This is a genomic window from Streptomyces sp. NBC_00989, assembly GCF_045162655.1.
Classification (GTDB): domain Bacteria; phylum Actinomycetota; class Actinomycetes; order Streptomycetales; family Streptomycetaceae; genus Streptomyces.
The window spans coordinates 7,950,713-7,977,710 of sequence record NZ_CP108728.1; the positions used below are offsets into that span (position 1 = coordinate 7,950,713).

Sequence of the window (26,998 nt, forward strand, 5' to 3'; positions counted from 1 at the left end):
TCGTGGGACTGAGACGCACGAATTCTGCCTTCTTGACCGGCCTTTGGGCTACTCCCGGCCGGATGCGGTCAGTGCGAACACTCCGGCGGCCACGGCCGCGAGCAGGAGTGGGTAGCGCAGGCCGTGGTGCAGGGTGAGCCAGGCGCCCAGGAACGCGCCCGCGGCCATGCCGACGACCGCCAGGCCGCGGCGGAGCGAACCGGGGCCCCAGCCGTTGCCCGCGACCGAGTCGGCGACCAGTGCGGTCAGGGTCGACGTCAGGACCGTGGTGGTCGAGATGTCGGCGACCTTGAGCGTGCGGACCGCCGCGTTGCGCAGCCCCATCGCGAAGGCGGTGAGGGCGATGAGGGGGTAGGTGGTGGCATGGTCCCCCGGTGCGGCGAAGGCGATGACGGCCGCCGCACCCACCAGCACCGCCTCCGCGCCGAGACTCACCCGGGCCCAGGTGCGCCGCGACCCGGTGTCCATCCGTACCGAGATCCGGCCCCCGGCCACCACGCCCACGAGGAAGGCGCCGAGAGAGGCGAGGTTGTGGAGCACCGAGAACCCGGGTGCCCCGGCGGCGGCGAAGCCCAGCACCACCACATTGCCGGTCATGTTCGCGACGAAGACATGCCCGAGGCCCAGATAGCTGACGGCGTCGATGAGCCCGCTGACCACGGTCAGCCCCAGCAGCACGGCCACCAGCCGCACCCCGCGCGCTTCACGGTCGTAGGACTGGGGTGGTGTGTTCTCGGCCATGAACGCAATGTAGCGGCGGCCCCCGGTGTGCCGGGGGCCGCCGCCGTGTGGTGCGTGTGTGGGGCCGGTGATCAGTACCAGCCGTTGGACTGCCAGAAGCTCCAGGCGGCGGTGGGGCTGCCGTAGCGGGAGTTCATGTAGTCCAGGCCCCACTTGATCTGCGTGGCGGCGTTGGTCTTCCAGTCGGAGCCGGCCGAGGCCATCTTCGAGCCCGGGAGGGCCTGGACCAGGCCGTAGGCGCCGGAGGAGGAGTTCGTGGCGGTGACGTTCCAGCCGCTCTCGTGCTCGACGATCTTGCTGAACGCGTTGTACTGCGCGGCGCTCGGGATCATCTTGTGCGCGATCGACTGAGCGGAGGAGGCGGAGGTCGTCGCGGCCTGGGCGGGAGCCGAGGTCAGCACGAGACCGGTGGTGGCGGCGGCCAGAGCGGCGGCGGTCAGGGCCTTCTTCGGGGAGGCGATGCGAGCGACGATGCGGGAGACGGACACGGAGAACCTGTTTCTTCGGGGACAGAGGCGTCGTACGCCTGCCGGTGTCACGCGGTGCGCGGCGGTGGCAATGCGTCGGCGCCGAGGCCCGTGAGGACTCGTCGGCGCCGTGCGACTGCTCCAGAGAAGCACTCTCGATCCGTGTCCGCAAAGACCCTTTTTACTAGTTGTGGTCGCATGTGGGTGAAAGGTGAACTGTGTGACACGGCTCTCAAACCCCAGGTCAGCGGGTGTTTGGGGTGCGTACATGTCATGCCTAAACACTACTAATCCAAGTAGTTCGTGACATGGGTCATGTGGGGTGCTTCACCACCTCTGTGACGGTCGGCGCACGGCGCCTCACACAGGGGGTCCGTCGAACGTGACCGGCGTCTCGAACGCGGCCCGTCGCGTGGCCCGGCGCAGCGCCCTGAGGAGCGCGGGCCCGAGGGCGAGCGTGAGCACCACGGTCACCAGGGCGCGGCCGAGGTCCCACCCCAGGGAGGTCGCCAGGCAGTAGGCGACGAAACGGGCCAGGTTCGTGGGCACCGCGGCCTGCGGGTCGAAGGCCACGGACGAGGCGAGCGCCCCCATGAAGGGCCACCCGGCCAGGTTCATCGCGGTGCCGTAGGCGAAGGCGGCGAGGAAGCCGTAGCAGGCGAGCACCCCGACCTCGCCACGGCCGCGCAGGCGCTCCCGGCCCGGCAGCAGGCCCGCGCCCATCGTGAACCAGCCCATCGCCAGCATCTGGAACGGCATCCACGGGCCGACCCCGCCGGTGAGCAGCGCCGACGCGAACATCGTGACGTTGCCGAGCACGAACCCGAAGCCGGGTCCCAGGACCCGCCCGCTGAGCACCATCAGGAAGAACATCGGCTCGATACCGGCGGTACCGGCGCCGATGGGCCGCAGGGCGGCGCCGGTCGCGGCGAGCACACCGAGCATGGCGACGGCCTTCGGGCCGAGCCCGGACTCCGAGATCGCCGCGGCCGAGACGGCGACCAGCAGCACGAGCAGGCCCGCGAACAGCCAGGGGGCGTCCTGGGAGTGCGCGGCGACCTGCGAGCTGGGCGGGGCGAGGAAGGGCCAGGTGAAGGCGGCGAAGCCGGTGGCGGTGACGAGGGCCAGGGCGGCGGTGGAACGCGGGGTGAGCGGGACCGGCCTCATGCCAGGGCCTCCCGCACCTCGGACACCGTCAGCCATCGTTGCGGCGCCAGGATCTTCGTCGTCTGCGGGGCGAAGGACGGGGACGCCACGACCACCTCCGCCGTCGGGCCGTCGGCGATCACCTCACCGTCGGCGATCAGGACGACCCGGTGGGCGAGTTCGGCGGCCAGCTCCACGTCATGGGTGGCCAGGACGATCGCGTGCCCCTCGGCGGTGAGCGCCCGCAGGATCGCGACCAGGCGGGACTTGGCCGCGTAGTCGAGACCCCGGGTCGGTTCGTCCAGCAGGAGAAGGGGCGGGCGGGCCGTCAGCACGATCGAGAGTGCGAGTGCGAGACGCTGGCCCTCCGAGAGGTCGCGGGGGTGGATGTCGTCGGTCACTCCGGGGAGGAGTCCGGAGACGAGCGCACGGCACGTGCCCGCAGCGGCGCCTGCGTCCGCGTCGGCGGCCGCGCACTCGGCGGCGACCGTGTCGGCGTACAGCAGGTCACGTGGTTCCTGCGGTACGAGACCCACGCGCCGTACGAGGTCGCGGGGCGCGGTGCGGTGCGGGGTGAGGCCGCCGACCCGGACCGAGCCCGAGGCGGGCGTGACCAGGCCGACGAGGGTGTTGAGGAGGGTGGACTTGCCGGCGCCGTTGCGGCCCATGAGGGCGACGGTCTCGCCGGGGGCGATGGTGAGGTCGATGCGGCGGAGGGCGTCGACCTGGGCCCGGCGGACGGCGAGGGCGTGGACTTCCGCCGCGTGCACGGGAGTTGGGGCCGCGTCCTTGCGCATGCGCCAACGGGAGCCGCTCGGGCGGGGGTTGGGGAGTGACCCGGCGAAGGGGCCCGCGCCGCGCGCCGGTTCACGGTCCGCGAGCCGCTCCCGCAGTTCCCCCGCCCGTCGCCGCGCGTCCCGCACCGTGAGCGGCAACGGCGTCCATCCGGCGAGCCGGCCCAGGTCCACCACCGGCGGGAACACGGGGGACACGGCCATCACCTCCGCCGGGGTGCCGAGGACCGGTGCCGCGCCCGGGGCCGGGAGGAGGGCGACCTGGTCGGCGTACTGGATGACGCGTTCCAGGCGGTGTTCGGCCAGGAGGACGGTCGTGCCGAGGTCGTGGACCAGGCGTTGGAGGACCGCGAGGACCTCCTCCGCCGCCACCGGGTCGAGCGCCGACGTCGGTTCGTCCAGGACCAGGACCCTGGGGTGCGGGGTGAGGACCGAGCCGATCGCCACTCGTTGTTGCTGGCCGCCGGAGAGGGTGGCGATGGGGCGGGCGCGGAGCTCGGCGAGACCCAGGAGGTCCAGGGTCTCCTCGACCCTGCGGCGCATCACCTCGGGGGCCAGGCCCAACGACTCCATGCCGTAGGCGAGTTCGTCCTCGACCGTGTCCGTCACGAAGTGGGAGAGCGGATCCTGGCCCACCGTGCCCACGACATCGGCGAGTTCGCGCGGTTTGTGGGTGCGGGTGTCCCGGCCCGCGACCGTGACCCGGCCGCGCAGGGTGCCGCCGGTGAAGTGCGGGACCAGCCCGCTCACCGCGCCGAGCACCGTGGACTTGCCGACTCCCGACGGGCCGACGAGCAGCACCAGTTCGCCTTCCGGCACCTCGAAGTCGATGCCCTGGACAGCGGGTCGGTCCGCCCCGTCGTACGTCACCGAGACATCCTCGAAGCGGATCACGACGACTCCCTGGAGGGCTTGGAGGTGGAGGGCTTGGAGGTCGGGAGGAACGCGGGGGCCAGGCCCAGCAGTACGGCGGCCGCCGGCCAGAGAGGGAGGGTCGGTGCGGTCAGGGGGATCACGCCCGGGGTGAGGGCGGCGGGGTCGCGGACGGCGGCGAGCGTGAGCAGCGCGGCGACCGCCGCACCCGAGGCCGTGACCAGCCAGGCCCGCAGGTCCCAGGGGTCCGGGCGGTACCGGGTGCGGAGCGTACGGCGGCCGCCCAGGCGCAGGCCCGCCAGCGCGGCGGCGACCCCGGCGAGCAGCAACGGCAGCCCGTACGCGCCGCCTTCGGCCGTGAGCAGTCCGTACGTTCCCGCGCAGACGCCGAGCAGCCCGCCCAGCGTGAGGGCGGCGGTCGTCCGCCGTACCGAGGCGGGGACTTGGGCCGTACGGCCGTAACCGCGCGCGTCCATCGCGGCGGCGAGCGCGACCGAACGCTCCAACGCGCCTTCCAGGACCGGGAGTCCGACCTGTAGCAGGCCGCGCAGACCCCGGTCGGGCCGGCCCCGGAGCCGGCGGGCGGCGCGCAGGCGTTGGACGTCGGCGACGAGGTTCGGGGCGAAGGTGAGCGCCACGACCACCGCGACGCCGGTCTCGTACAGGGCGCCGGGGAGGGACTTGAGGAGGCGGGCGGGGTTCGCGAGGGCGTTCGCGGCGCCGACGCAGACGAGGAGCGTGGCCAGCTTCAGGCCGTCGTAGAACGCGAAGAGCAGGCCCTCGGCGGTGACCCTGCCGCCCAGGCGGATGCCCTGCGCCCAGTGGGGGAGCGGGAGTTCGGGGAGGGTGAGGAGGGTGTGGGTGCCGGGGACGGGGGAGCCCAGGACGATCGCGAAGGCCAGGCGGATGAGGAGTACGGCGAGGGCGAGTTTGGCGAAGGCGGTGTAGGAGCGGGACCAGGGGGCGGTTGTGCGGTGGGTTGCCACGACGTAGGCCGTGACCGTGATGAGGAGGGACAGGAGGAGGGGGTTGGTGGTGCGGGTGGCGGCGGTGGCGAGGCCGAGGGACCAGGTCCACCAGGCGCCGGGGTGCGGGGTGTTGGGGGTGGGGTGGTGTGTCGTAGTTGTTTGACTGCTGCGCCGTTGTGGCTGGTCGCGCAGTTCCCCGCGCCCCTTCAGGGCGCCCTTGCCGGGCCGGAGTTGACCGCGCCCCGTCTGCTCAGCCATGCCGACGCCTTCGGGCCTGCCATATCGCTGCCGCTCCCAGGAGGGCGATTGCCGCCGCGCCCGCGAGTAGTCCCACCGACGGGCCGTGATGGGGTGTCGCGGTCTTCTGCTGTTTCTGTCCGGTGATCCGCTCGCCGCAGCCCCGCTGCGGATATCCGGCGATCGCGCACAGCAGGGCGTTCGTGTCGTAGCGCAGGGGTTTCGCGACCGTGGCCAGGGCCTCCGCCGTTGTCGCGTCGGGGGCGACCGTCGCGCAGGCCGTACGGCGGGTGGGCGGGGTCTCGCCGGACGGGGCGTCGGTCGGCGTGCCGAAGTCGATGACCAGGGCGATGCGCTTCTTGCCGTCTGCCGCCGGGGAGTTGGCGCAGATCGTCGCGAAGTCCGCTGCCGGGAACCGGGGTTGTGCCGCGTCCGCCGAGTCCGCGCTCACCGCGAAGCGGAAGCCCTGGACGGCGCCGTCGTCGGGGCGGGCGGTGGACGGGCCCTGTGTGGCGTACGTCCAGTGGGTGCCGGTGCGGTCCCAGAAGGACCAGTAGCGGTAACCGGCGGCCTGGGCCGGGCCGTTGGCGGTGAGGGCGAGCAGGAGCGCGGTGAGGAGCAGGAGGAGGCGGCGGCGGGTCACTGCTGCTGCCCGCGCTTCCGGCCGCGGGCGATCAGGACGGAGCCGGCGATCGCGACGACGAGGAGAACGCCGCCGACCGTCCAAGCGACGTTCAGGGAACCGTCGTTGTCGTCGGAGGCCGTCTTCTCGGCCGGGCCGGCCGTGGGCTGCTCGTCGATGCGCTTGGGGGCCGGGCCGGTCGCGTTCAGCAGCGTGACGAGGTTCTGGCCGCCGAAGTCGTGGACGTCGGCGCCCTTCGCGGTGGTCGCCACGAAGACGAGCTGGGCGTAGGCGGCCGGACCGCCTTGCGCGGCCCACGACTTGGAGTGGGTCTCCAGCCAGTGCAGGGGCTTGGCGGCCTGGTCGTGCAGGCCGAGGGACGACAGGGCGACGATCGCGTCGGCCGTGTTCCCGTAGTCGGGCTGGGGCTTGGCGCCGGGGAGCGAGGTGGTCAAGTGGCCGCTCTTCGCCATGGACTCGGCGAGCCACGCGGCGCCGTTGTCCGCCGGCTGCTCGGGATCGTCCCCGGACTTCTCGCACGTCGCAGGCGACTCGGCGTCGTCCTGCGGGCTTCCGGCCAGCGACTCGCCGTACAGGCCGAGCACGGCCGCGGCGGTCGCGTCCGCGTTGGCCACGAGCTTGCCCTTCTTGTCGGGCTGGTACGCGAAGGCGCCCGCGTCCGTGCCCGCGTCGCAGGGCAGCGCGAGCTTCCGCAGCGCGTCGTAGGGGGACTTGCCGTTCTTCCGGAGGTTCGGCACGGTCACCCCGGCGTCCGCGAGGGCGCCGATGACGACGGAGGTGGAGTTCGCGTCGCTGGCCCCACCGGGGGAGTAGCCCCAGCCGCCGTCCGGGTTCTCGACGGACTTCAGCCACGTGACGGCCTTGGTGACGGCCGCGTCGCCGCGGCTGTCGTTCGCGAGAGCCTGTACGGCGGCGGCCGTGCTGTTGGTGTCGACCATGACCTTGGCGTCACAGGCCTTGGCGGGGTTCGCGCGGAAGGCCGCGAAGGCGCCGTCGGCGCACTGCTGGCCGAGCAGCCACGTCACCGCCTCGTCGGCGGGCTCCACGCCCACGGCATTCTGCGCGAGCAGGGCGAGGGACTGGCGCCAGACGCCGTCGTAGGCCGGATCCGAGGTGCCGTAGAGCCCGGTGGGTATCGCCGCGGACGGCGAGGGTGACGGACCGGCGGCGACGGCGGGTGTGGCGGCGATCACGGTGACGGTGATGGTGGCGGCCAGGACCGCGGCGCTGCGGCGGACGTTCATGATCGGCGGGTGCCTTCCCCTAGGGGGAGCACGGCAGCGCACGGGAACACCCCCGGGCGGCTCGGCTCCGTATTCCTCGACGGTGCGTGTGAGCCGGTCACGTGCCGTGCGGGGCGGTCCGGCTCACCGGCCCTGACGGACCGGATCACGGTTGCGGGTCAGCGCCGGAATTGCACCGGCTTCCCCCCGTACGGGTGTGATGACGACCCGGCCACTGTACGGCCAACCTGGGCGCACGCTGTGTGCGGGGGTTGCCCGGACCGCCGTCCCCGGTAGGTTCTGGCCATGCCAGCGACGGGGAAGCTGATCGGCTCCGGCCGTACCGCCGACGTGTACGAGATCGACGAGGCGTGGGTGCTGCGCCGCAACCGGGAGGACTGGGGGGACGCGGCGGCCGAGGGCGCGGTGATGGAACATGTGCGGGCGCACGGCTATCCCGTGCCCCGGGTGCGGATGGGGGACGCGGGCGCCTCAGACGCGTCGCGCGCCTCGCGTACCTCACGCACCGATCTCGTGATGGAGCGGCTGACCGGGCCCACCATGCTGGAGGCGCTCGTCGCGGGCACGATCGACGTGCGGGAGGCGGGGACCGTACTCGCCTCTCTGCTACGGCGGTTGCACGCCGTCCCCGGCCGGCGACCCGGCACCCGGGTGCTGCACCTCGACCTCCACCCGGAGAACGTGCTCCTCACCCCGGACGGGCCCCGCGTCATCGACTGGGGCACCGCGGAGGACGGCGATCCCGGGCTGGACTGGGGGCTCTCCGCGATCATCCTCGCCCAGGTCGCCGTGGACGACGATCAGCCGGTCGCCGAACCGGCCCGCGCGCTGCTCGTCTCGCTGCTCGCCGATCCTTCCGGGCTCACGGGGGAGGGCCTGGCGGAAGCGCGGCGGAGGCGGGCGCTGAATCCGACCATGAGTGTGCGTGAGGTCGAACTGCTCGGTGAGGCCGAGGAGTTGGTCAGGTCAGTCGCGCCGCTGCCGTAGGCGGGCGCTGGGGGCGTCCGCCGGGGGCTGGAGGGCGGAGGCCAGGAGGGCGAGTTTGTCGGCGCTGTCCGTGCCGGGGTCCGGGTGGTAGATGACGAGGGTCCGGCCCGGGGCGCCGTCGATGCTCAGGCGTTCACGGTTCAGCTGGAGGCCGCCGACCTGGGGGTGGGCGATGTGCTTGGGGGCGGCTTCGCAGGCCTGGACGTCGTGGCGGGCCCAGAGACGGCTGAACAGGGGGCTGGCCAGGGAGAGTTCGCCGACCAGCTCGATGAAACGAGGGTCGTCGGTGTCGGTGCCGACCGACTCGCGGAAACCGGCGACCATGCCTCCGGCGGCGCTCTCCCAGTACGGGTACAGCGCCTGCTCGGCCGGGTCGAGGAACAGGGACCGCAGCCGATTGGCTCCCGCCGTGAAGCGGGGGGAGAGCGCGGTCGCCAGGGAGTTGGCGGCCAGGACGTCGAAGTAGCGGCCCTCCACCAGGGCGGGGAGGGGGAGCGTCGCGATGAGTCTGGTGATGCCCGGCGGGACGGCTTCCTTCCGGGGGCGGGGCCTGGTGCGGTGTCGGCGGGGCTTGTCGGCGCCCAGGCGCAGGAGGTGGGCCGTCGCGTCGTCGTCCAGCCGCAGCACGCGGGCTATGGACTCCAGGACCTGCACGGAGGGGTTGCGGTCGCGGCCCTGTTCCAGGCGCAGGTAGTAGTCGGCGCTGATGCCGGCGAGCATCGCGACCTCCTCGCGGCGCAGGCCCGGCACGCGGCGCACCCCGAAGGCGGGGATGCCCGCCTGGTCGGGGGTGACGAGTTCGCGGCGGGCGCGCACGTACTCGCCCAGCGGGTTCGGTTCGTCGGCCATCTCCGCACTGTAGATCGGCCGGGCGGGGAGCTGCCTGGTCCTGTCACCCCCAGGGTCGGCGGGGCCCTGGCTGGGGCGCGGGCCGGGCGGCAGCGTCGTCGGTGGCCGGTCGGGTGCGTGCCGATCAGCGCGTCGGCCACCACGGCCCGGCAACCCCCGTCACCTCACCGAGGAGCACAGTCATGTCCACGTATCTGCTGGTACACGGCGCCTGGCACAGCGGGCAGGCCTGGGAGCGGGTGGTCCCGCTGCTGACGGCGGCCGGGCACCGGGTGCTCGCCCCGTCCCTCACCGGGCACGGCGACAAGGCGCATCTGCTCGGCCCCGACGTGGGGCTCGACACCCACGTCGACGACGTCGTCGCTCTGATCACCGAGGAGGACCTCACGGACGTGGTCCTCGTGGGGCACAGTTACGCCGGGCTGGTCGTCTCGGGCGCGGCCAACAGGCTCCCGGACCGGATCGCCCAACTCGTCCACCTGGACGCGATGGTCCCGGTGGACGGCGAGCGCGCGACCGACATCATGCCCGTGACCCAGGTCCTCATCGACCTGGCCGCGCGGTCCGACACCCCCTGGCGGATTCCCCCGCTGCCCGAACTCCCGCCGCCCGGTGGCCTGTTCGGGGTCACCGATCCGGCGGACGTGGCCTGGCTGCGCACGATGGTCTCGGACCAGTCGGCGCTGTGCCTCCAGCAACCGGTCCGGCTCGACAACCCCGCCGCGCACGCGATCCCCCGCACCCACATCCACTGCGTGGGCAGTGAGCCGGAAGGGTTCGAGCGGCGGCCCGTCCCCGCGATCCAGCCCAACGGCACCCCGGCCCAGGTGTGGGAACTGGAGGCCGGCCACGACTGCATGATCACCAAACCGGCCGAACTCGCCGGGCTTCTCCTCAAGTTGGGCTGAAAAAGTCAGGTTGGGCTGAGAAAGCCGGGCCTCAGACCCGCACCCGCGCGGTCACCGCCGTCGGCTGGCACAGGACGAGTGCCAGGTCGTCGGTGGGCGGCCCGCCGGTGTGGGCGAGCAGCCGCTCGTACAGCGCGTGCAGTGCCGCGTCCGGCGTCGCTTCGCTCAGCGCCGTCGCGGACTCGGTGAGGAGGGCGAACGGGGTGCCGTCCGGTGCGCGGGACTCGGTGAGGCCGTCCGTGTAGAGGAGGAGTCGGTCGCCGGGCTGGAGGCGGACCCGGTACTGGCGCGGGTCCGGGTGCAGGCCCAACGGCAGGGCGGGGACCCGGGGTTCGAGGAGTTCCAGACGCTGGCCGGAGCGCAGGGGCGCCGGGTGACCGCAGTTGACCAGCCGCACCTCACCCGGGCCGAACTCCACCAGCACCGCCGTGACGAAGTCCTCGGGGGCGAGGCGGGGGGCGAGGCGGGCGTCCAGCGCCCGCGCGATGGCCGTCAAGTCCGGTGCCGTGTAAGCGAGTTCGCGGAACGCGGTGACCGTGTCGGACGCCGTGCGCAGCGCGTCGAGCCCGTGCCCGCGCGCGTCACCGACCAGAACACGCAGGCCGTACGGCGTCACCGCGAGGTCGTACAGGTCGCCGCCGACCGACGACTCACGGCTCGCGCAGTGGTAGCGGGTGGAGACATGGGTGCCGGACAGGGTGCGGGACACCGGCCGCAGGATCGCCTCCTGGGTGATCCGGGCCACCTCCCGTGCCTCCGCGAGCCGTTCGCGCAGCCGGCCGCGCTGCCAGGCCGCGTACACGCTGCACGCGCACCCCAGCAGCAGCCCGCCCCAGCGGACGGCGAACCCGGCGCTCACCTGCGTCCCGGCGCCGAGCCCCGCCGCGAGCGCGAGCAGGACCGTCCAGCAACTGACGAAGAACGTACGCCGGGCACCCAGGAACGTCGCGGCCATCAACGGCCCGATCGCCAGCAGCGGCAGGATCGGCTGCACCCGCCCGATCAACAGTCCCGGCGCGGCCGCCAGCAGACACCCGACGGGCGCGACGAGAAAACCCACCGGGCCCGCGAGAAATCCGGCCGGTGCCCTGCGGACTCCCGACCGTGCCCCACGGAATCGGCGTCCTCCATCCATCGCGTTCACGCCACGACGATCGCCGAAATTCCGTCTCCCCACCCGCGCCAACCGGGAGTTGATCACCTCTCGATCACGACGCGTCGGAACAGGGCTGCAAGTGGTCATGAAGTACGGCGATTTCGGGGGTGTTGCGACTGTTGTGGGCAGCCGTGGACCGCGTTCCGGGACACGCGCGTGGAGCCGGTGGCGTACGGACACACTGGGCCTCGTGCCGGACACGACTCACCCGAACCCCGGGAACCTCGGGAATCTGCCGCCCGAGACCCACAGTTTCGTCGGGCGGCGCGCCGAACTCGCCCTGCTCCAGGCAGTGTTGGACCCGGGCGCCGGTCCGGCGGCCCGGCTGGTGAGCGTGGTCGGGGTCGGCGGGGTCGGCAAGACCCGGCTCGCCCTGCGCGCGGCGGCGGAGGTCCGGGACGCCTACCCCGACGGGGTCTGGCTGACCGAACTCTCCCCCCTGCACACCCCCGGACTCGTCGACCTCGCCGTCATGGAGACCCTCCGGCTCGCCGACCAGTCGACCCGCCCGGTGATCGACGTCATCGCCGAATGGGCCCACGGCAAACGGCTGTTGCTCGTCCTCGACTCCTGCGAGCACCTCCTCGCCGACTCCGCCAAGGCCGCCGCCGCGCTGCTGTCCCGCGTGCCCGGGCTGCGCATCCTCGTCACCAGCCGGGAACGCCTCGCGCTGCCCGGCGAGGAGGTCCTCCACCTCGAACCGCTCCCCGTGGACGGCGGTACCGGCGGGAGTGCCCCTGCCGGTGACGCCGTGGCCCTGTTCGCCGAGCGCGCCGCCGAGGCCGGGCGCCCGCTCGGCGACGACGACGTGGCCGGCCGCGAGATCGCCGCCGCCGTCTGCCGCCGCCTCGACGGCATCCCCCTCGCCCTCGAACTCGCCGCCGCCCGCCTCGCCGACCTCACCCTCGACCAACTCCACGCCCGCCTCGGCGAACGCCTGCCCTCACTCCCTGATTTCCCTTCCCCCCTGGACCTGTTGACCTCCGCCCCCGGTGAACGCCCGCCCCGGCATCAGACGTTGCGTACCGCCATCGGCTGGAGCCACGAACTCTGCGCGCCGCTCGAACGCCTGCTGTGGGCGCGGCTGTCCGTCTTCACCGGCGGTTTCTGCGCGGATACCGCCCAACAGGTGTGCGCGGGTGGCCCGTTGGCCCCGGAGCGGATCGCCGGGCTGCTCGCCCGGCTCGTCGCGCAGTCCATCGTGCTGCCCGACCCCGTCATCTCGGCCCGCTACCGGATGCTCGACACCGTCCGCGAGTACGGCACCGACTGGCTGCACGCCCTCGGTGAGGAACGCGCCGTACGGCGCCGCCATCACGAGCACTACGCCCGCCTCGCCCACCAGGGCTGCGCCGAGTGGAACACCGGCCGGCAGGTCGCCTGGTGCGAGCGGGTGCTGAGCGAACACGCCAACTTCCGCGCGGCGGTCGAGAGCGCGCTGGCCGAACCGGACCGTGCGGCGGCCGTGGAGATGGCGGGCCATGTCGGGTTCCTGTGGCGGCACTGCGGCTACCTCCGCGAGGCCCAGGCCTGCCTCGACCAGGCCCTCGCCGCCGACCCGCCGCCCGGCCACGGCCGCACCCTCGCCCTGTGGTCGCGCGGCGCCGTCGCCATCCTCCAGGGCGACCAGGAGGCGGCGGCCAACTGGGCCGTGCGCTGCGCCGACGCGGCCCGCGCACAGGGCTCCCCGGTCGCCATGGTCGCCGCCGTGTACGTGCGGGGCGGCCAGCTGGCCCTCACCAGCCGTCTCGCCGAGGCGATCGACGTCCTCGCCGCCGCACCCCAACTCCCCATACAGGACGACGCGTTCGGAGCCGCCCAGCTCCAGGTCCGGCTCGCGCTCTCCCTCGCGCACGTCCTGCGCGGCGACTACGAGCGCGGCCGTGAGGTCGCCGACGAGGTGCGTACGGCGAGCCGGAAACAGGGCGAGTACTGGTGCGGGGCCTACGCCGACTGCCTGATCGCCCACGCGGACCTGGCGCGCGGCGACGTACCGGCCGCCGTGCGGGGCGCCCGGACCTCGATCGCCGGCCACGCCCTGCTGCACAACACGGCCGGCGCGGCCCTCTCCCTCGACATCCTGGCCGCCGCCGTCGCGACGGCCGGCGACGCCCACCGCGCCGCCCGCCTCCTGGGCATCGGCACCCGCCTCTGGGAACTCACCGGCCGCGCCCAGATGGACTCCCCGGACCTCATCGCCACCCGCCGCACCTGCGAACTCCGCGTCCGCGAACACCTCGGAAACGACGCCTACGAGACGGGATACCGGGCGGGCCTGGCGATGTCGTACGACGAGGGAATCGCGTACGCGACAAGCAGGCGAACCCGTCAGTGACGTGGGGTCGGTCCACCGAACGGCAGGAACAGGGTCCGGCTCGTGATCAGCCAACTTCCGTCCACCTCGCGGAAGTTGTCCTCGTAGTGCCCGACCTGGACCGGGGGACCGGCGGGGACCAGGCCGCCGTGGTGGCCGTCGACGCGGTACGTCGTGAAGTACGCGGTCGAGATCGCCGTGTCCGGGGTGGTGAGGGTGACGAGGACGTTCGACATCAGGCGCCGCGAGAGCCGGCCGGCGGGCCGGGAACCGAAGTACTTCCGCAGCGCCTCCCGCCCCTCGACGAGCCGCTCGCCGTCCGGCCACTCCCAGGTGCCGTCCTCGGTGAACAGCTCGGCGACGGAGGAGGGTTCACCGAGATCGAGGCGGCGGACGAAGTCCAGGACGACGCGCTCGCAGGCGCGTTCGGCGAGGAGTCGTTGCAAAGGGTCCAGGTCCATGGGGTCGTTGGTACCAGCCGCACCCCGCGCAGCACGACCGAATTACCCCCAGGGCCGAAGCGACTACACCGCCACGTACGTCACCGGCTCGCTCCCCGTCACCGACTCCGCCTGGCCCAGCTTCACCAGCCGTCGCAGATGCGCCTCGGCCTCGGACACCGCGATGTTCCGTGACTGGAACGGGATTTGGGCCCAGGGGCGGTTCCACTCCATCCGCTCGGCGACCTGCCAGGCGGTGAGCGGCTCGGACAGCAGGGCGAGCAGTCCGGTCAGCCGGTCCTCGTGGTGCGTGAGCAACTCCCGTACGCGGCCCGTCGCGTCGGTGAAGGTGTGCTGGTGGGCCGGGAGGACCTCGGCGGGGGCGAGGCGGCCGATCCGCTCCAGGGAGTCGAGGTAGTCGCCGAGCGGGTCGGCGATCGTGGTGTCGTCCGGGTCCTCGTACAGGCCGATGTGCGGGGTGATCTCGGGGAGCAGGTGGTCTCCGGAGAACAGGCGTCCATGGCCCGGGAGTCGGGCCGGATGGTCCTCCTCCAGGTGCAGGCAGACGTGTCCGGGGGTGTGGCCCGGGGTCCAGATCGCGCGCAGCCGGCGGCCCGCCAGGTCGAGGAGTTCACCGGGGACGATCTCGCGGTCGGGGAGGGCGGGGGCCAGGCCCGGCACGCTGCGCGGGCGGGCGGCGCGCAGGGGCGCGAGGTGCTCCTCGGGGGCGCCGGCCGTCGTGAGCTTCGCGGTCATGTACGCCAGCCAGCGGCCAGGTTCGGTCGAACGGGCCCGGCGGACGATCGCCGTGTCCGCCGCGTGCATCGCGAGCCACGCACCGGACGCCTCGCGCACCTGCCCGGACAGGCCGTGGTGGTCGGGGTGATGGTGGGTGATGACCACGCCGTGGACCTCGTCGACCGACGTCCCGCAGGCCGACAGCCTCTGGACCAGGGTGTCCCAGGAAGCCGGGTCGTCCCAGCCCGTGTCGACCAGGACCGGTCCGCGGTCGGTGTCGACGACGTAGACGAGGGTGGTACCCAACGGGTTGTCGGGGATGGGGACTTCGATGGAACGAACGCCGCCGCCGTGGTCGTGGACCTGCCCCGTGGACGTCATGGACTCCCCAATCGCCGCCTTCCGGTCACTATACGTGGACTCCATCGACCGGAACTGGTATTCAGTCTTCGTATCTGATGGATCGTCAGACAGCGGTACCGGGGAGGCATCGGCCATGACCGAGTTCGTGGAACACCGACAGCTGTTCATCGGCGGGGAGTTGACCGACCCCCTGGGCAAGGACGTCATCGAGGTCGTCTCCCCGCACACCGAGGAGGTCATCGGACGCGTCCCGCACGCGTCGACCGGGGACGTGGACCGGGCGGTCGCGGTCGCCCGCCGGGCCTTCGACGAGGGGCCCTGGCCGCGCATGACCCTCGACGAGAGGATCGCGGTCGTCACCCGCATCAAGGACGCGATCGCCGCCCGGTACGAGGAGATAGGCCGCGTCATCTCCTCCGAGAACGGGTCGCCGTACTCCTGGAGCATCCTCGGGCAGGCGCTCGGCGCGATGATGGTGTGGGACGCGGCGATCACCGTCGCGAAGGATTTCGGGGGTTCCGGGGGTCGTCCCCCGGGTGGGCACAGCGCCTACGAGGAGTACCGCGACGGCGTCCTCGGCAAGATCCTCGTGCGCCGGGAGCCGGTCGGAGTGGTCGCGGCCGTGGTCCCGTGGAACGTCCCGCAGTTCGTGGCCGCCGCCAAGCTCGCGCCCGCGCTGCTCACCGGCTGCACCGTGATCCTCAAGCCGTCGCCCGAAACGCCCCTGGACGCCTATCTGCTGGGCGAGATCGCGAAGGAGGCCGGGCTGCCGGACGGCGTCCTGTCGATCCTCCCCGCCGGCCGCGAGGTCAGCGAGTACCTCGTCGGACACCCCGGCATCGACAAGATCTCCTTCACCGGCTCGGTCCCGGCCGGCAAGCGCGTGATGGAGGTCGCCGCCCGCCATCTCACGCGCGTGACACTGGAGTTGGGCGGCAAGTCGGCGGCGATCATCCTGCCCGACGCCGACATCACGACGTCCGTCCCCGGCATCGTCTCGGCGGCCTGGATGAACAACGGCCAGGCGTGCGTCGCCCAGACCCGCATCCTCGTACCGCGCTCGCGCTACGACGAGTTCGCGGACGCCTTCGCCCAAGCGGCGAGCGCTCTCGTGGTCGGCGACCCGCTCGACCCGGCCACCCAGGTCGGCCCCCTCGTCGCCAAACGCCAGCAGCAGCGCAACCTCGACTACATCCGCATCGGCCAGGAGGAAGGCGCCAAGATCCTTACGGGCGGCGGCCGTCCACCGGGCCTGGACCACGGCTGGTACGTCGAGCCGACCCTCTTCGGAGACGTCGACAACTCCATGCGCATCGCCCGCGAGGAGATCTTCGGCCCGGTCATCTGCCTCCTCCCGTACGGCGACGAGACCGACGCCGTGAAGATCGCGAACGACTCCGACTACGGCCTGAGCGGCAGCGTCTGGACCGGCGACGTGGCCCACGGCATCGACATCGCCCGCCAGGTCCGCACCGGCACCTACAACGTCAACACCTTCAGCCTCGACATGCTCGGCCCCTTCGGCGGCTACAAGAACAGCGGCGTGGGACGGGAGTTCGGGCCCGAGGGGTACTCCGAGTTCCTCGAACACAAGATGATCCACCTGCCCGCCGGCTGGGAGGGGTGAACCCGGGATGGGCGACCGCTGGCAGGTAGAGGTCGACCGCTCCATCTGCATCGGCTCGGCCCAGTGCGTCCACCAGGCCCCCGACCGCTTCCACCTCGACTCGGCCATGCAGTCCCACCCGGCCGAACCGGAGACCGACGCCAACGAGAAGATCCTCGCGGCGGCGGAGGGCTGCCCCGTGGAGGCCATCATGATCACGCTGCTGGGAAGCGGGGAGCCGGTGTTCCCGCCCGAGGAGTAGGAGGCTTACGCTCCACCGGTCGTAGCAGGCACATGACCGACCGGGGTGGGAGCGAGTGAAGAAGTCCGAGGCCGGAGAGCTGCTCAAGCAGGCGCGAACGGCGTGGGAGGCCGAGGAGTGGCTGCGCTCCGCCGACCTCTACGAGCGACTGCTCGCGCACTTCCCGGACGAGAAGGCGAGCGAGGCCTGGTGGTACGACGCCGCGCTCGCCCACAAGTTCCTGCGGAACTGGGCCAAGGCCTACGAGTTGGGGCGCGAGGCTGCCGCCCGCGCCCCGCGCGGCGAGGGCGACCCGGCGTACTGGAACCTCGGTATCGCGGCCACCATCCAGGGCGACTGGACGGTGGCACGGGACGCCTGGGCGGGCTTCGGCATCGAACTCCCGGACGGGGAGGGGCCGATCGAGACGCGGTTCGGTCCGGCGTGCGTGCGGCTGGACACCGATGGACAGCGCGAGGTCGTGTGGATCGAGCGACTGTGCCCCACCCGCGGAAAGGTCGTCAACGTGCCCGTCACGGGCGGCCGTCGCTACGGCGAGATCGTCGTGCACGACGGCGAACCCAAGGGGCAGCGGATCTACGGCGGCGTCGAAGTCCCCGTGTTCGACGAGCTGTTGCTCTTGGAGGCCTCCGAACTGCCCACCCTGGAAGTGACGGTGAGCGCCGCCGAGGCCGACGACCTGGAGGCGCTGCTCACCCTCTTCACCGAGCACGGCTTCGGCGCCGAGCCGGCGAGCGGCGTGCGCATGCTGTGCGCCTGTTGCAGCGAGGGCACGCACGAGCAGGAGCGGACGGTGACCACCGGCGCCCAGCAGGTCTCGCTGGCCGCCCCCGAGGAGGAGGCCCGGCGGCTGCTGGAGCGGTGGGCGGGGGAGACCGTGATCGGGCGGAGCTGGAGCGGGCTGGCGATGGTCGGCTAGGACGACTCCGGCGGCTGCCGGGCGGTGGAGCGGGTCGGTGCGGACCGGTCAACGGCCGTCTGCGCTGGGCCTGTTGGGGTGGGACCGGGCACCGCGCCCAGCCGCGTCCTGATGGCGTCCGCCTCCGGCATGCCGTGTTCCGTGTACAGGGCGAGTGCGCGCTCGTAGTGCTGGACGGCGGTGTCTGTGTCGTCGAGTGCGAGGCGCGCCTCGGCCAACCCGCCGTGGGCGCGGGCCTGTTGGCCCGGGTTGCCGATGTCCTCGGCGATCATGAGGGCGTCGGAGTGGTGGGAGAGGGCGTCGGTGGGGCGGCCGGCGGCCCGGGCGGCCTCGCCGAGGCCGTTGAGGGCTCTGGCCTCGCCGTCGCGGTCGCCGTTCCGGGAGTAGAGGGCGAGTGCCTGGCGGTGGCACTCCGCGGCCTGTGCGTGGTCGTCGCGGAGCGAGTGGACCAGGCCCAGGCCGTGCAGGGCCCCGGCCTCGCCGTAGCCGTCGCCCACCTCCCGGAGCAGGACCAGGGCCTGTTCCTGGTGGCAGGCGGCCTCGTCCAGGCGGTCGAGGCGCGTCTCGACCGTGCCGAGGTCCATGAGCGCGTGCGCCTCCAGATAGCGGTTGCCGGTGCGGCGCAGCAGGGCCAGGGACTGCTGGAGGTGCTCGGCGGCCTCGTCGTAGCGGCCCAACTGGCCCTCGACATGGGCGAGATTCTTCAGCGCGATCGACTCGCCCGATGTGTCGTCGATGCTCCGGTACAGCACCAGGGCCCGGTCGAGGTACTCGACGGCCGACAGGAAGCGGCCCAGGCGTTCCTCGACCAGGCCGAGGTTGGTCAGGGCGCGGGCCTCGCCGGTGGGATCGGCGGCCCGGCGGAACAGGGCCAGCGCCTCCTGGAGGTGGCGGCGGGCCGGTTCGTGCCGGGCCAGTTGGTAGTGGGCGGTGCCGATGCCGAGCAGGGCGAGGGCCTCGCTCGCCGGGTCGGCGAGCAGCCGGGCGGCGTCGCGGGCGTGGCCGTGGATCGTGAGGCCGTCCGTGTGGTGGCCGCTGATGAGATGGCGGTACAGGGTGAGGGAGAGCCGGATGGCGTGCGTGGGCCGGCCGTGCGCGGCGGTGTGCGCGGACATCGCCGTCAGACAGGCGCGCTCGGTGTTCAGCCAGGCGCGTGCGGCGTCCGGATCCGACAGGTCGGGCACGGGAGTCGACGTTGCGGGAGCGGCGGGGCGCCGGTGGGCCTCGGCCGGGTGGAGGCGGTCCATGGCGGCGGCCGCGGTGGCGAGATAGTGGTCGAAGAGCCGGTCGAGCGCCGCCTCGCGGGCCTCCGGCGCGTCCTGGGCCACGGCGAGCCGGACGGCGTAGGCGCGCAGCAGGTCGTGCATGCCGTACCGGGCCACGTCCACGCGCTGGACCAGATGGGCGCGGGCGAGGATCTCAAGGGCATGGCGGGCGTCCGCCACCGTGCTGCCGGTCAGCGCGGCGGCGGCGTGCGCGTCGAGGTCGGGGCCGGGGTGCGGGCCCAGCAGCCGGAACGTGCGCGCGGCCGCCGCGGGCAGTTGCCGCAGCGACCAGGAGAACACCGTGACCACGGCGGCCCGGGGGTCGCCCTCCGCGTCGAGCAGGTACAACCGCCGCTGCTGGTCGGCGAGTTCGGCGACGAGGTCGGTCAGCGGGGTGCCGGGGCGGGCGGCGGCGAGTTCCGCGGCGACCCGCAGGGCCAGCGGCAGCCGCGCGCACTGTGCGGCGAGGGCGTCCACGGCGGCGGCCTCGGCCTCGGCGCGCGGGCCGATCAGCCGGCGCAGCAGGGTGCGGGCGGCGTCGACGGGCAGCAGGTCGAGGTCGAGCCGCTGGGCGCCCTCCCGCGCGACCAGCCCGGCCAGGCTGTCGCGGCTGGTCACCAGCACCGCGCAGGAACCGGTGCCGGGCAGCAGCGGACGGACCTGCTCCACGGTCGCCGCGTTGTCCAGCACGATCAGCATCCGCCGGTCCGCGACCTCGGTGCGGTAGCGCGCCGCCCGGTCGTCCGGCTCCAGCGGGATGTCCTGCTCGGACACCCCGAGGGCGGTAAGGAACCGGACCAGCGCGTCGGGGGCGGTCATCGGCTGCTCGGGGTCGTAGCCGCGCAGGTTCACGTACAACTGGCCGTCCGGGAAACGGTCCCGGGCCCGGTGCGCCCAGTGCACCGCCAGGGCCGTCTTGCCCACGCCCGCCGTCCCGGACACCGCCGACACCACCACCGCGGTCGGCCGCGCCGCACTCGCCCCCAAGACCTTCTCCAGCCGGGCCAGTTCCTCCTCGCGGCCGGTGAACCCCGCAGCGTCCAGGGGGAGTTGAGCGGGTACGACCCTGACGCGCGCGGCGCCGGTCCCGAACGGCGGGCGCGGGGCGGCCTTCCCGCCCAGGACCGCCTGGTGCGCGCGCTGGGCCTCCGGCCCCGGAGTGGTGCCGAGTTCGTCGGCCAGCCGCTTCCGCAGGGCGCCGTAGCAGGCGAGTGCCTCCGGGGCCCGCCCTGCGGCGTCCAGCGCCCGGATCAGCGCCACGGCGAGCGGCTCGACCAGCGGGTGCTCGGTGACGAGGACGGACAGTGCGTCGACCACCACCGGGTGCCCGCCGACCCGGAGTTCGGCGTCCGTCCAGGCGAGCACGGCGTCGACGTACTGATGCAGCCAGCTCTCCCGGGTCCGCGCCGCCCACTCACCGGGCAGCCCGGCCAACGGCGTCCCCTCCCACAGCCCCATGGCCTCCCGCAGGGTCAACACCCGTGCCGCGTCGGCGTCTTCGGCCCGCCGGGCCCGCGCGACCAGGTTCCGGAAGCGGTGTAAATCGATCAGGTCCGGTAGGACGTCGAGCCGGTAGCCGGCCGGGCCGCGCACCAACTCCGGTACGGGGGAGGGGACTTCGGGGCCCTCAATGTCACCACCGGAGAGCGCGGAGAGCTGCGGCCCCGTCTCCACGAGCACCCGGCGGATACGCGCGACATGGGCATACAACGTGCCGCGCACCTGCGCCGGCGGATCCTCCCCCCACACCCGGTCGATCAGCGTCTCGGCCGGCACCCAGCGGCCCGCGTCCACCAACAGCGCCGCCAGGACAGTACGCCGCTTGGCGGGGCCCAGATCGACGGGACGGCCCGCCACCCATAACTCCACGGGCCCCAGCAGCCGAAATCCCCTCACGCCCGTCTCCACCGTCCCGCCCCACGTGCTTCACAGGTTCTCCACCGCGCACCCAACCACCTGCCCACCTGCGGGACAAGGTTTGCGCAAGGTCCACGACCACCTCCTCGCGCCACCTTGGGCACGGCAACTCGCCCGCACCACGGACGACTTCCGTCCGTGGGCGGCACCCCGAGTGATGGAGGAACACAGAGAATGAAGCGGATCCTGGCCAAGGCCGGCATCGCCCTGGGAAGCGTGGCCCTGGCCACCACCGGCGCTCTCTTCACCGCCGCCCCCGCGAACGCGGCCCTGTCGGACTGCCCCTCCGGAGGACTGTGCGCCTACCTCGGCGTCAACGGCTCCGGCGACCCCGGCGTTGTCTACGGCGACAACACGAACCTGCTCCAGTACAACAAGTTCAACAACGCCGAGTCGCTGTACAACAACGGCAGCAGCTGCAACGTCCGGATCTACTCGGGCACGGGCTACACGGGTTCCAGCTACGTCCTCGCCAAGGGCTACTACAACGGCTCCCTGGCGAACACCGTGTACTGGCACAACGTCGCCTCCAACGACTGGTGCGTGTGAGCACAACCACGGCGCGGCGGACACTGCTCACGGTGCTCCTTGTGCTGACCGCGGCCGGCTGCTCCCACGGGGGTGAGCAGCCGGCCCGCGGGCCCGCGGCGCTCGACGTCCGTCCCCTGTCGGGCGCCACGGCGTCCACCTACGCCGACGCCGTACGCCTGCACGACCGCGAGGAACGAGCCGTCGCCGCCTGCATGAGCGCCCGCGGCCAGACGTACACGGCACAGCCCCGCACCGCGTCCCGGCGGGGCGAGGAGACCAACCCCTACGGGCTGCTCACCGTCAGGAAGGCGACCCAGGACGGCTACGGCATCGTCGGCGAGTACCTCTACCAGCGGTCCACCCCCGTCCCCGCGAGCGAACCCCACCAGGCCGCCTGGCAACGGGCGTTGACCGGCACCCCGGCCCACCGGGTGAGCCTGCGCCTGCCCGACGGCGTCAGCCTCGCCTACTCCACCGACGGCTGCGTAGCCCGGGCCCGCACGGAGCTCTACGGCACGGACTGGAACACGGTGGAACCCCTCGCCGTAGGACTGGCGAACCGAGTCCTCGGGGCCGTGGAGAAGGACCCCAACTACCTTTCCGCCGTGCGCCGTTGGTCCTCGTGCATGACGAAGGCGGGGCACCCGGCGAAGGACCTCCAGGCTCCACGGCGGGCTGTCGACTCCCGGCTCCAGAAGGCCGCTTCGGACGAGACGGCCCTGCGCGCGCTCGGCAACGACGAGATCCGCACCGCACGCGCCGACGCGGAGTGCCAGACGCGGACCGGACTGTCCGAAGCCGTACAGGACGTCCAACGGGCGGTCGAGAAGCGGCTGTTGACGGCCTCCGACAAGAAGACCGTGGCCCGTTACCTGGCGGACCGGCGCAAGGCACTGGCCTCCGCCACCGCGTGAACTACCGGGCCCGGCGGACTAGTTGGCCCGGAGCGTGGCGAACAGCGCGCGGACCCGGGAGCCGTCGGCCTGTGCCCAGGCGCCGGTGACCTGGCCGATCGCGTCCCCGGGGGCCGTGGAGCCGGGGTCCAGCACCCGGTGCACCCGCAGGGTCGGCCCGTCCGGTACGGCGAACTCGGTGGCCTCGTCGGTGTCGGTCGGGGCGCCGAGGGCGGGGACGCGTGCCGTACCGGTCCAGGAGCGGGCGACCTCCCGGTCCAGGGTGTGGGAGACGCTCTGCGCCTGCGCCTCCACCCGCCCCTCGACGAACGCCGCCAACCCGGCGGTCAGCACCGGGTCGTGACAGCCGTCGTAGGCCCAGCGCGGACCGAGCACGCCGTGCTCCATCGTGCCGACGAGCGCGTGGTCGGCGCCGGGGAGCGGGGCGGCCCGGTAGGTGAGCGGCACGAGGTAGGCGCCCGAGCCGTCGGTGACGACCATGAACTCGATGCCGACCTCGCCCTCGGGGTCGTCGAGCCGGAAGCCGCCGGACTTCACCAACTCCGGTTCGGCGGGGCCGTGATACCAGGTGCGGGTGGGCAGCCAGGGGGTGAGGAGTTCGAGCTTCGTGGGCTTGACGTAGGTCTGGTGGATGACAGCCATGGGGGGATTATCGGTCCCCGGCCCCGCCCGGCTCAGTCAGATCGATCAATCGGCAGACCGTCTCGATGTCGATCTTCACCTGGGCGATGGACGCACGGCCCGAGAGCCAGGTGATCAGGGCCGAGTGCCAGGTGTGCTCGATGACCCGGACCGCCGACAGCTGCTCGGGCGTGGGGTGTTCGAGGCCCATCGCGTCCAGGATGATCACCGTCGTCTGCCGGGAGACCTGGTCGACCTCGGGGGAGACGCTGCGGTCCGCGAAGGTCAGCGCGCGGACCATCGCGTCGGCGAGATGCGGCTCGCGCTGGAGCGCGCGGAAGGCCCGCATCAAGGTCTCCGCGACCCGCTCGGCCGCCGTGTCGCCGCCCGGCGGCTTCTTCCGCAGCGTGCCGTGCATGTGCTCCAACTGGTCCTGCATCGTGGCGACCAGGAGATGCACCTTGGACGGGAAGTACCTGTACAGCGTGCCGAGCGCGACCTGCGAGGACTCCGCGACCTCCCGCATCTGCACCGCGTCGAAACCGCCCCGGCTCGCCAGCTGCGCGCTCGCGTGCAGGATGCGCCGCCGACGGGCCTCCTGCCGCTCGGTGAGGGGCGGCGAGGTCCGCGCAGTGGCTTCGGGCTTGGCTTGCGCTGGCATGGCTCCCGATCCGTGACTGTCGGTGAGGGTGGGTGATCACACCGATCATGGCAGGGCCTCGGTCGTGGTGTGAATCACCTGATCCACTTCTCACAGCGCCCGTACCGGCCGGTAGATTCAGAACCTCCTGGACGATCAAGTCTGAAACTTGTTCTAGATTAGCGTCCCGGCGTAATCTCGCGGGACAGTGCAGGGAGAAGGGGGCTCAGAGTGACCGCTGAGGCCAGTCAGGCGGGTCCCCAGGAGGACCTGGCAGCCGACGGCGAGCGACCGCTCCGTATCGCACTCCTCACCTATAAGGGGAACCCGTTCTGCGGGGGCCAGGGCGTCTACGTCCGCCACCTCTCCCGCGAACTGGCCCGCCTCGGGCACCGCGTCGAGGTCATCGGCTCACAGCCCTACCCCGTCCTCGACGAGGGCTACCCCGGCATCTCCCTGACCGAGCTGCCCTCGCTCGACCTCTACCGTTCCCCGGACCCCTTCCGCACCCCGAAGCGCGACGAGTACCGGGACTGGACCGACGCCCTCGAAGTCGCGACGATGTGGACCGGCGGCTTCCCCGAGCCCCTCACGTTCTCGCTCCGCGCCCGCCGCCATCTCCGCGCCAGGCGGGGCGAGTTCGACATCGTGCACGACAACCAGACCCTGGGCTACGGCCTGTTGGGCGACGTCGGCGCCCCGCTGGTGACGACGATCCATCACCCCATCACCGTGGACCGGCAGTTGGAGCTGGACGCGGCCGAGAACTGGCGGCAGCGCATGTCCAAGCGCCGCTGGTACGCCTTCACGCAGATGCAGAAGCGCGTCGCCCGCCGCCTGCCCTCCGTCCTCACCGTCTCCGGCACCTCGCGCCAGGAGATCATCGACCACCTCGGCGTCCGCGACGACCGCATCCACGTCGTCCACATCGGCGCCGACACCGACCTGTTCTCCCCGAACCCGGCCGTACCGCAGGTGCCGGGCCGGATCGTCACCACGTCCAGCGCGGACGTCCCCCTCAAGGGCCTCGTCTTCCTCGTCGAGGCCCTGGCGAAGGTCCGCACCGAACACCCCGAAGCCCACCTGATCGTCGTCGGCAAACGCCCCACCGAGGGCCCGGTCGCCCAAGCCGTCGAGCGCTACGGCCTCGAAGGCGCCGTCGACTTCGTCAAGGGCATCTCGGACGCCGAACTCGTCGACCTCGTCCGCTCGGCCGAGGTCGCCTGCGTGCCCTCCCTCTACGAGGGCTTCTCGCTCCCGGCGGCGGAGGCGATGGCCACGGGGACGCCGCTCGTCGCGACGACCGGCGGAGCGATCCCGGAGGTCGCCGGGCGCGACGGCGAGACCTGCCTGGCGGTACCACCGGGGGACCCGGGCGCGCTGGCGACCGCCCTGAGCCGGCTCCTGGCCGACCCGGCCCTGAGGGCCCGCCTCGGCGCGGCGGGCCGCGAACGCGTCCTGGCCCGCTTCACCTGGGCGAAGGCCGCGGAGGGCACGGCGGCCAGGTACCGCGAGGCGATCGCCCCCGGCCGGACGGACAGGGCGGCCCCGGCATCGTTGTCGCCCTCGGCAACCCCGTCTCCTTCCCCCTCTCCATCCCCTTCTCCGACCAGTGTTACCGGCGTCTCTCCCGAAAGCAGGGCCACGTGCTGACCGTCGACTTCTCCCGGTTCCCGCTCGCCCCTGGCGACCGAGTCCTGGACCTCGGGTGCGGTGCCGGGCGGCACGCGTTCGAGTGTTATCGGCGAGGGGCACAGGTCGTCGCCCTCGACCAGAACGCCGAGGAGATCCGCGAGGTCGCCAAGTGGTTCGCGGCGATGAAGGAGGCCGGCGAGGCCCCCGCCGGCGCCACCGCCACCGCGATGGAGGGCGACGCGCTCCAACTCCCCTTCCCGGACGAGTCGTTCGACGTCGTGATCATCTCCGAGGTCATGGAACACATCCCGGACGACAAGGGAGTGCTCGCCGAGATGGTCCGGGTGCTGAAGCCCGGCGGCCGCATCGCCATCACCGTCCCGCGCTACGGCCCCGAGAAGATCTGCTGGGCGCTGTCCGACGCCTACCACGAGGTCGAGGGCGGCCACATCCGCATCTACAAGGCGGACGAACTCCTCACCAAGATCCGCGAGGCGGGCCTCCAGCCGTACGGCACGCACCACGCGCACGGGCTGCACTCGCCGTACTGGTGGCTGAAGTGCGCGTTCGGCGTGGACAACGACAAGGCGCTGCCGGTGCAGGCGTACCACAAGCTCCTGGTCTGGGACATCATGAAGAAACCCCTCGCCACCAGGGTCGCCGAACAGGCACTGAACCCGCTGATCGGCAAGAGCTTCGTGGCCTACGCGACCAAGCCGCATCTCCCCGGCCTCGCCGAGGCGGCCGCCAAGTGACCACCCCCCGGACAGAACACCTCGTCCTGCCCGGGGTCCTCACCGCGGAGCAGGCCGCCGCGACCGTCGCCGGCATCCTCGCCGTGCAGCGGGAGGACGGGGCGATCCCGTGGTTCCGGGGCCATCACCTCGACCCGTGGGACCACACCGAGGCCGCGATGGCGCTGGACGCGGCGGGCGAACACGAGGCGGCGGAGCGGGCGTACAACTGGCTCGCCCGGCACCAGAACGAGGACGGGTCCTGGTTCGCGGCGTACGCGGACGGGGATCCGGGTCAGGTCACCGACCGGGGGCGCGAGACCAACTTCGTCGCCTACATAGCCGTAGGCGTGTGGCACCACTACCTGGCGACCGGCGACGACACGTTCCTGGACCGGCTGTGGCCGAACATCTTCGCGGCGGTCGAGTTCGTGCTGCGGTTGCAGCAGCCGGGCGGGCAGATCGGCTGGAAGAGGGAGGACGACGGCACGGACACGGCCGACGCGCTGCTCACCGGCTCCTCCTCGATCCACCAGGCGCTGCGGTGCGCCCTCGCGATCGCCGAGGAGCGGGAAGAGCCGCAGCCGGACTGGGAGTTGGCGGTCGGGGCGCTGCGGCACGCGATCCGCCGGCATCCCGAACGGTTCCTGGACAAGGACCGCTACTCCATGGACTGGTACTACCCGGTGCTGGGTGGTGCGTTGGCCGGTACGGAGGCCAAGTCCCGGGTGGAGGAGGGCTGGAGTCGGTTCGTCGTCCCGGGACTGGGTGTGCGGTGTGTCGTTCCCAACCCGTGGGTGACGGGGGGTGAGTCCGCCGAACTCGCCCTCGCGCTCTGGGTGTTGGGCGAGTCCGATCGGGCGTTGGAGATCCTCCAGTCCATTCGGCACCTGCGCGATGCGGAGAGCGGGCTGTACTGGACCGGGTATGTCTTCGACGACGATGCGGTGTGGCCGCGTGAGCTGACCACGTGGACTGCGGGGTCGTTGCTGCTTGCGGTGGCGGCGTTGGGGGGCCATGACGCGACGTGTGCTGTTTTTGGCGCCGAGCATTTGCCTTTGGGGCTGGATCCGGATTGTTGTTAGC

25 protein-coding genes and 1 riboswitch are annotated in these 26,998 nt (G+C 72.5%); of the genes, 11 read left to right on the forward strand and 14 right to left on the reverse strand.

From position 1 onward, the window contains the following. Positions 1–48 precede the first annotated feature (48 nt). The 7 genes from OG714_RS35570 to OG714_RS35600 all read right to left on the reverse strand — a co-directional run bounded on the left by OG714_RS35570 (position 49) and on the right by OG714_RS35600 (position 7,113). Entirely contained in the window at positions 49–741 is a 693-nt protein-coding gene (locus OG714_RS35570; RefSeq protein ID WP_406127240.1) for a YoaK family protein, read from the reverse strand. Positions 742–812: 71 nt separating this feature from the next. Then, positions 813–1,229, reverse strand: coding sequence for a transglycosylase SLT domain-containing protein (locus tag OG714_RS35575; RefSeq protein WP_329248674.1), 417 nt, complete (start codon positions 1,227–1,229; stop codon positions 813–815). A 339-nt stretch (positions 1,230–1,568) separates the two neighbouring features. Then, entirely contained in the window at positions 1,569–2,375 is an 807-nt protein-coding gene (locus OG714_RS35580; protein ID WP_406127243.1) for an ECF transporter S component, read from the reverse strand. After that, the gene (locus OG714_RS35585; RefSeq protein WP_406127245.1) at positions 2,372–4,042 is read right to left on the reverse strand and encodes an ABC transporter ATP-binding protein; all 1,671 of its coding nucleotides are present in this window, start codon (positions 4,040–4,042) and stop codon (positions 2,372–2,374) included. Before OG714_RS35585 ends, OG714_RS35580 begins: the two co-directional genes overlap by 4 nt. After that, the gene (locus tag OG714_RS35590; RefSeq protein WP_406127247.1) at positions 4,039–5,247 is read right to left on the reverse strand and encodes an energy-coupling factor transporter transmembrane component T; all 1,209 of its coding nucleotides are present in this window, start codon (positions 5,245–5,247) and stop codon (positions 4,039–4,041) included. Before OG714_RS35590 ends, OG714_RS35585 begins: the two co-directional genes overlap by 4 nt. Continuing rightward, on the reverse strand, positions 5,240–5,869 hold the full coding sequence (locus OG714_RS35595; RefSeq protein WP_406127248.1) for an SCO2322 family protein: 630 nt from the start codon (positions 5,867–5,869) through the stop codon (positions 5,240–5,242). The genes OG714_RS35590 and OG714_RS35595 overlap by 8 nt, the downstream gene beginning before the upstream one ends. Next, positions 5,866–7,113 carry a prenyltransferase/squalene oxidase repeat-containing protein gene (locus OG714_RS35600; RefSeq protein WP_406127250.1) on the reverse strand — a complete coding sequence of 416 codons (1,248 nt, stop codon included), beginning with the start codon at positions 7,111–7,113 and terminating at the stop codon, positions 5,866–5,868. Before OG714_RS35600 ends, OG714_RS35595 begins: the two co-directional genes overlap by 4 nt. Positions 7,114–7,207: 94 nt before the next feature. Beyond that, positions 7,208–7,339: riboswitch (cobalamin riboswitch) on the reverse strand. A 59-nt stretch (positions 7,340–7,398) separates the two neighbouring features. Here OG714_RS35600 and OG714_RS35605 point away from each other — a divergent pair. After that, positions 7,399–8,100, forward strand: a complete 702-nt coding sequence (locus tag OG714_RS35605; protein WP_406127252.1) for a phosphotransferase — start codon at positions 7,399–7,401, stop codon at positions 8,098–8,100. Here OG714_RS35605 and OG714_RS35610 read toward each other — a convergent pair. After that, a complete protein-coding gene (locus OG714_RS35610) occupies positions 8,080–8,949 on the reverse strand; it encodes a helix-turn-helix domain-containing protein (RefSeq protein WP_406127254.1) in 870 nt (289 codons plus the stop codon). The genes OG714_RS35605 and OG714_RS35610 overlap by 21 nt on opposite strands. Before the next feature lie 182 nt (positions 8,950–9,131). Between OG714_RS35610 and OG714_RS35615 the strand changes: the two genes are divergently transcribed. Further along, positions 9,132–9,857, forward strand: coding sequence for an alpha/beta fold hydrolase (locus OG714_RS35615; RefSeq protein WP_406127255.1), 726 nt, complete (start codon positions 9,132–9,134; stop codon positions 9,855–9,857). 31 nt (positions 9,858–9,888) lie between these two features. On the opposite strand, the gene OG714_RS35620 is transcribed toward OG714_RS35615, so the two are convergent. Then, a complete protein-coding gene (locus OG714_RS35620) occupies positions 9,889–10,917 on the reverse strand; it encodes a PP2C family protein-serine/threonine phosphatase (RefSeq protein ID WP_406127257.1) in 1,029 nt (342 codons plus the stop codon). Positions 10,918–11,203: 286 nt separating this feature from the next. Here OG714_RS35620 and OG714_RS35625 point away from each other — a divergent pair, with 286 nt between their 5' ends. Continuing rightward, a complete protein-coding gene (locus OG714_RS35625) occupies positions 11,204–13,348 on the forward strand; it encodes an ATP-binding protein (RefSeq protein WP_406127259.1) in 2,145 nt (714 codons plus the stop codon). Here OG714_RS35625 and OG714_RS35630 read toward each other — a convergent pair. Continuing rightward, on the reverse strand, positions 13,342–13,788 hold the full coding sequence (locus OG714_RS35630) for a nuclear transport factor 2 family protein (protein ID WP_406127261.1): 447 nt from the start codon (positions 13,786–13,788) through the stop codon (positions 13,342–13,344). The genes OG714_RS35625 and OG714_RS35630 overlap by 7 nt on opposite strands. Positions 13,789–13,851: 63 nt before the next feature. Continuing rightward, on the reverse strand, positions 13,852–14,886 hold the full coding sequence (locus OG714_RS35635; protein WP_406127263.1) for an MBL fold metallo-hydrolase: 1,035 nt from the start codon (positions 14,884–14,886) through the stop codon (positions 13,852–13,854). Between the two features lie 115 nt (positions 14,887–15,001). Between OG714_RS35635 and OG714_RS35640 the strand changes: the two genes are divergently transcribed. Genes OG714_RS35640 through OG714_RS35650 form a run of 3 tightly spaced genes read left to right on the forward strand, consistent with a single transcriptional unit; the run spans position 15,002 to position 17,655 of the window. Next, positions 15,002–16,495: an aldehyde dehydrogenase gene (locus OG714_RS35640; RefSeq protein WP_406127265.1), complete on the forward strand. Its 1,494-nt coding sequence runs from the start codon at positions 15,002–15,004 to the stop codon at positions 16,493–16,495. Between the two features lie 7 nt (positions 16,496–16,502). After that, positions 16,503–16,736 carry a ferredoxin gene (locus OG714_RS35645; protein ID WP_406127267.1) on the forward strand — a complete coding sequence of 78 codons (234 nt, stop codon included), beginning with the start codon at positions 16,503–16,505 and terminating at the stop codon, positions 16,734–16,736. Between the two features lie 55 nt (positions 16,737–16,791). Beyond that, positions 16,792–17,655: a tetratricopeptide repeat protein gene (locus OG714_RS35650; protein ID WP_406127269.1), complete on the forward strand. Its 864-nt coding sequence runs from the start codon at positions 16,792–16,794 to the stop codon at positions 17,653–17,655. Here OG714_RS35650 and OG714_RS35655 read toward each other — a convergent pair. Continuing rightward, entirely contained in the window at positions 17,652–20,777 is a 3,126-nt protein-coding gene (locus OG714_RS35655) for an AfsR/SARP family transcriptional regulator (protein ID WP_406127271.1), read from the reverse strand. The two genes, OG714_RS35650 and OG714_RS35655, sit on opposite strands and share 4 nt — an antisense overlap. A 234-nt stretch (positions 20,778–21,011) precedes the next feature. Between OG714_RS35655 and OG714_RS35660 the strand changes: the two genes are divergently transcribed. After that, a complete protein-coding gene (locus OG714_RS35660; RefSeq protein WP_406127273.1) occupies positions 21,012–21,386 on the forward strand; it encodes a peptidase inhibitor family I36 protein in 375 nt (124 codons plus the stop codon). Next, on the forward strand, positions 21,383–22,282 hold the full coding sequence (locus OG714_RS35665) for a hypothetical protein (protein ID WP_406127275.1): 900 nt from the start codon (positions 21,383–21,385) through the stop codon (positions 22,280–22,282). Before OG714_RS35660 ends, OG714_RS35665 begins: the two co-directional genes overlap by 4 nt. A gap of 18 nt (positions 22,283–22,300) precedes the next feature. Here OG714_RS35665 and OG714_RS35670 read toward each other — a convergent pair whose 3' ends face one another. Next, positions 22,301–22,924, reverse strand: coding sequence for a maltokinase N-terminal cap-like domain-containing protein (locus tag OG714_RS35670; protein WP_406127277.1), 624 nt, complete (start codon positions 22,922–22,924; stop codon positions 22,301–22,303). A 7-nt stretch (positions 22,925–22,931) separates the two neighbouring features. Then, positions 22,932–23,564: a TetR family transcriptional regulator gene (locus OG714_RS35675; protein ID WP_365299915.1), complete on the reverse strand. Its 633-nt coding sequence runs from the start codon at positions 23,562–23,564 to the stop codon at positions 22,932–22,934. Positions 23,565–23,774: 210 nt separating this feature from the next. On the opposite strand from OG714_RS35675, the gene OG714_RS35680 reads away from it, so the two are divergent. From OG714_RS35680 to OG714_RS35690, 3 genes are read left to right on the forward strand one after another with little or no spacing between them, the layout of a single operon-like run. Beyond that, positions 23,775–25,196 (forward strand): glycosyltransferase family 4 protein, encoded by a 1,422-nt coding sequence (locus OG714_RS35680; protein ID WP_406127279.1) that lies wholly within the window; start codon positions 23,775–23,777, stop codon positions 25,194–25,196. Next, positions 25,190–25,933, forward strand: a complete 744-nt coding sequence (locus tag OG714_RS35685; RefSeq protein WP_406127281.1) for a class I SAM-dependent methyltransferase — start codon at positions 25,190–25,192, stop codon at positions 25,931–25,933. The genes OG714_RS35680 and OG714_RS35685 overlap by 7 nt, the downstream gene beginning before the upstream one ends. Then, positions 25,930–26,997 carry a prenyltransferase/squalene oxidase repeat-containing protein gene (locus OG714_RS35690; protein ID WP_406127282.1) on the forward strand — a complete coding sequence of 356 codons (1,068 nt, stop codon included), beginning with the start codon at positions 25,930–25,932 and terminating at the stop codon, positions 26,995–26,997. Before OG714_RS35685 ends, OG714_RS35690 begins: the two co-directional genes overlap by 4 nt. Position 26,998: the final 1 nt, after the last annotated feature.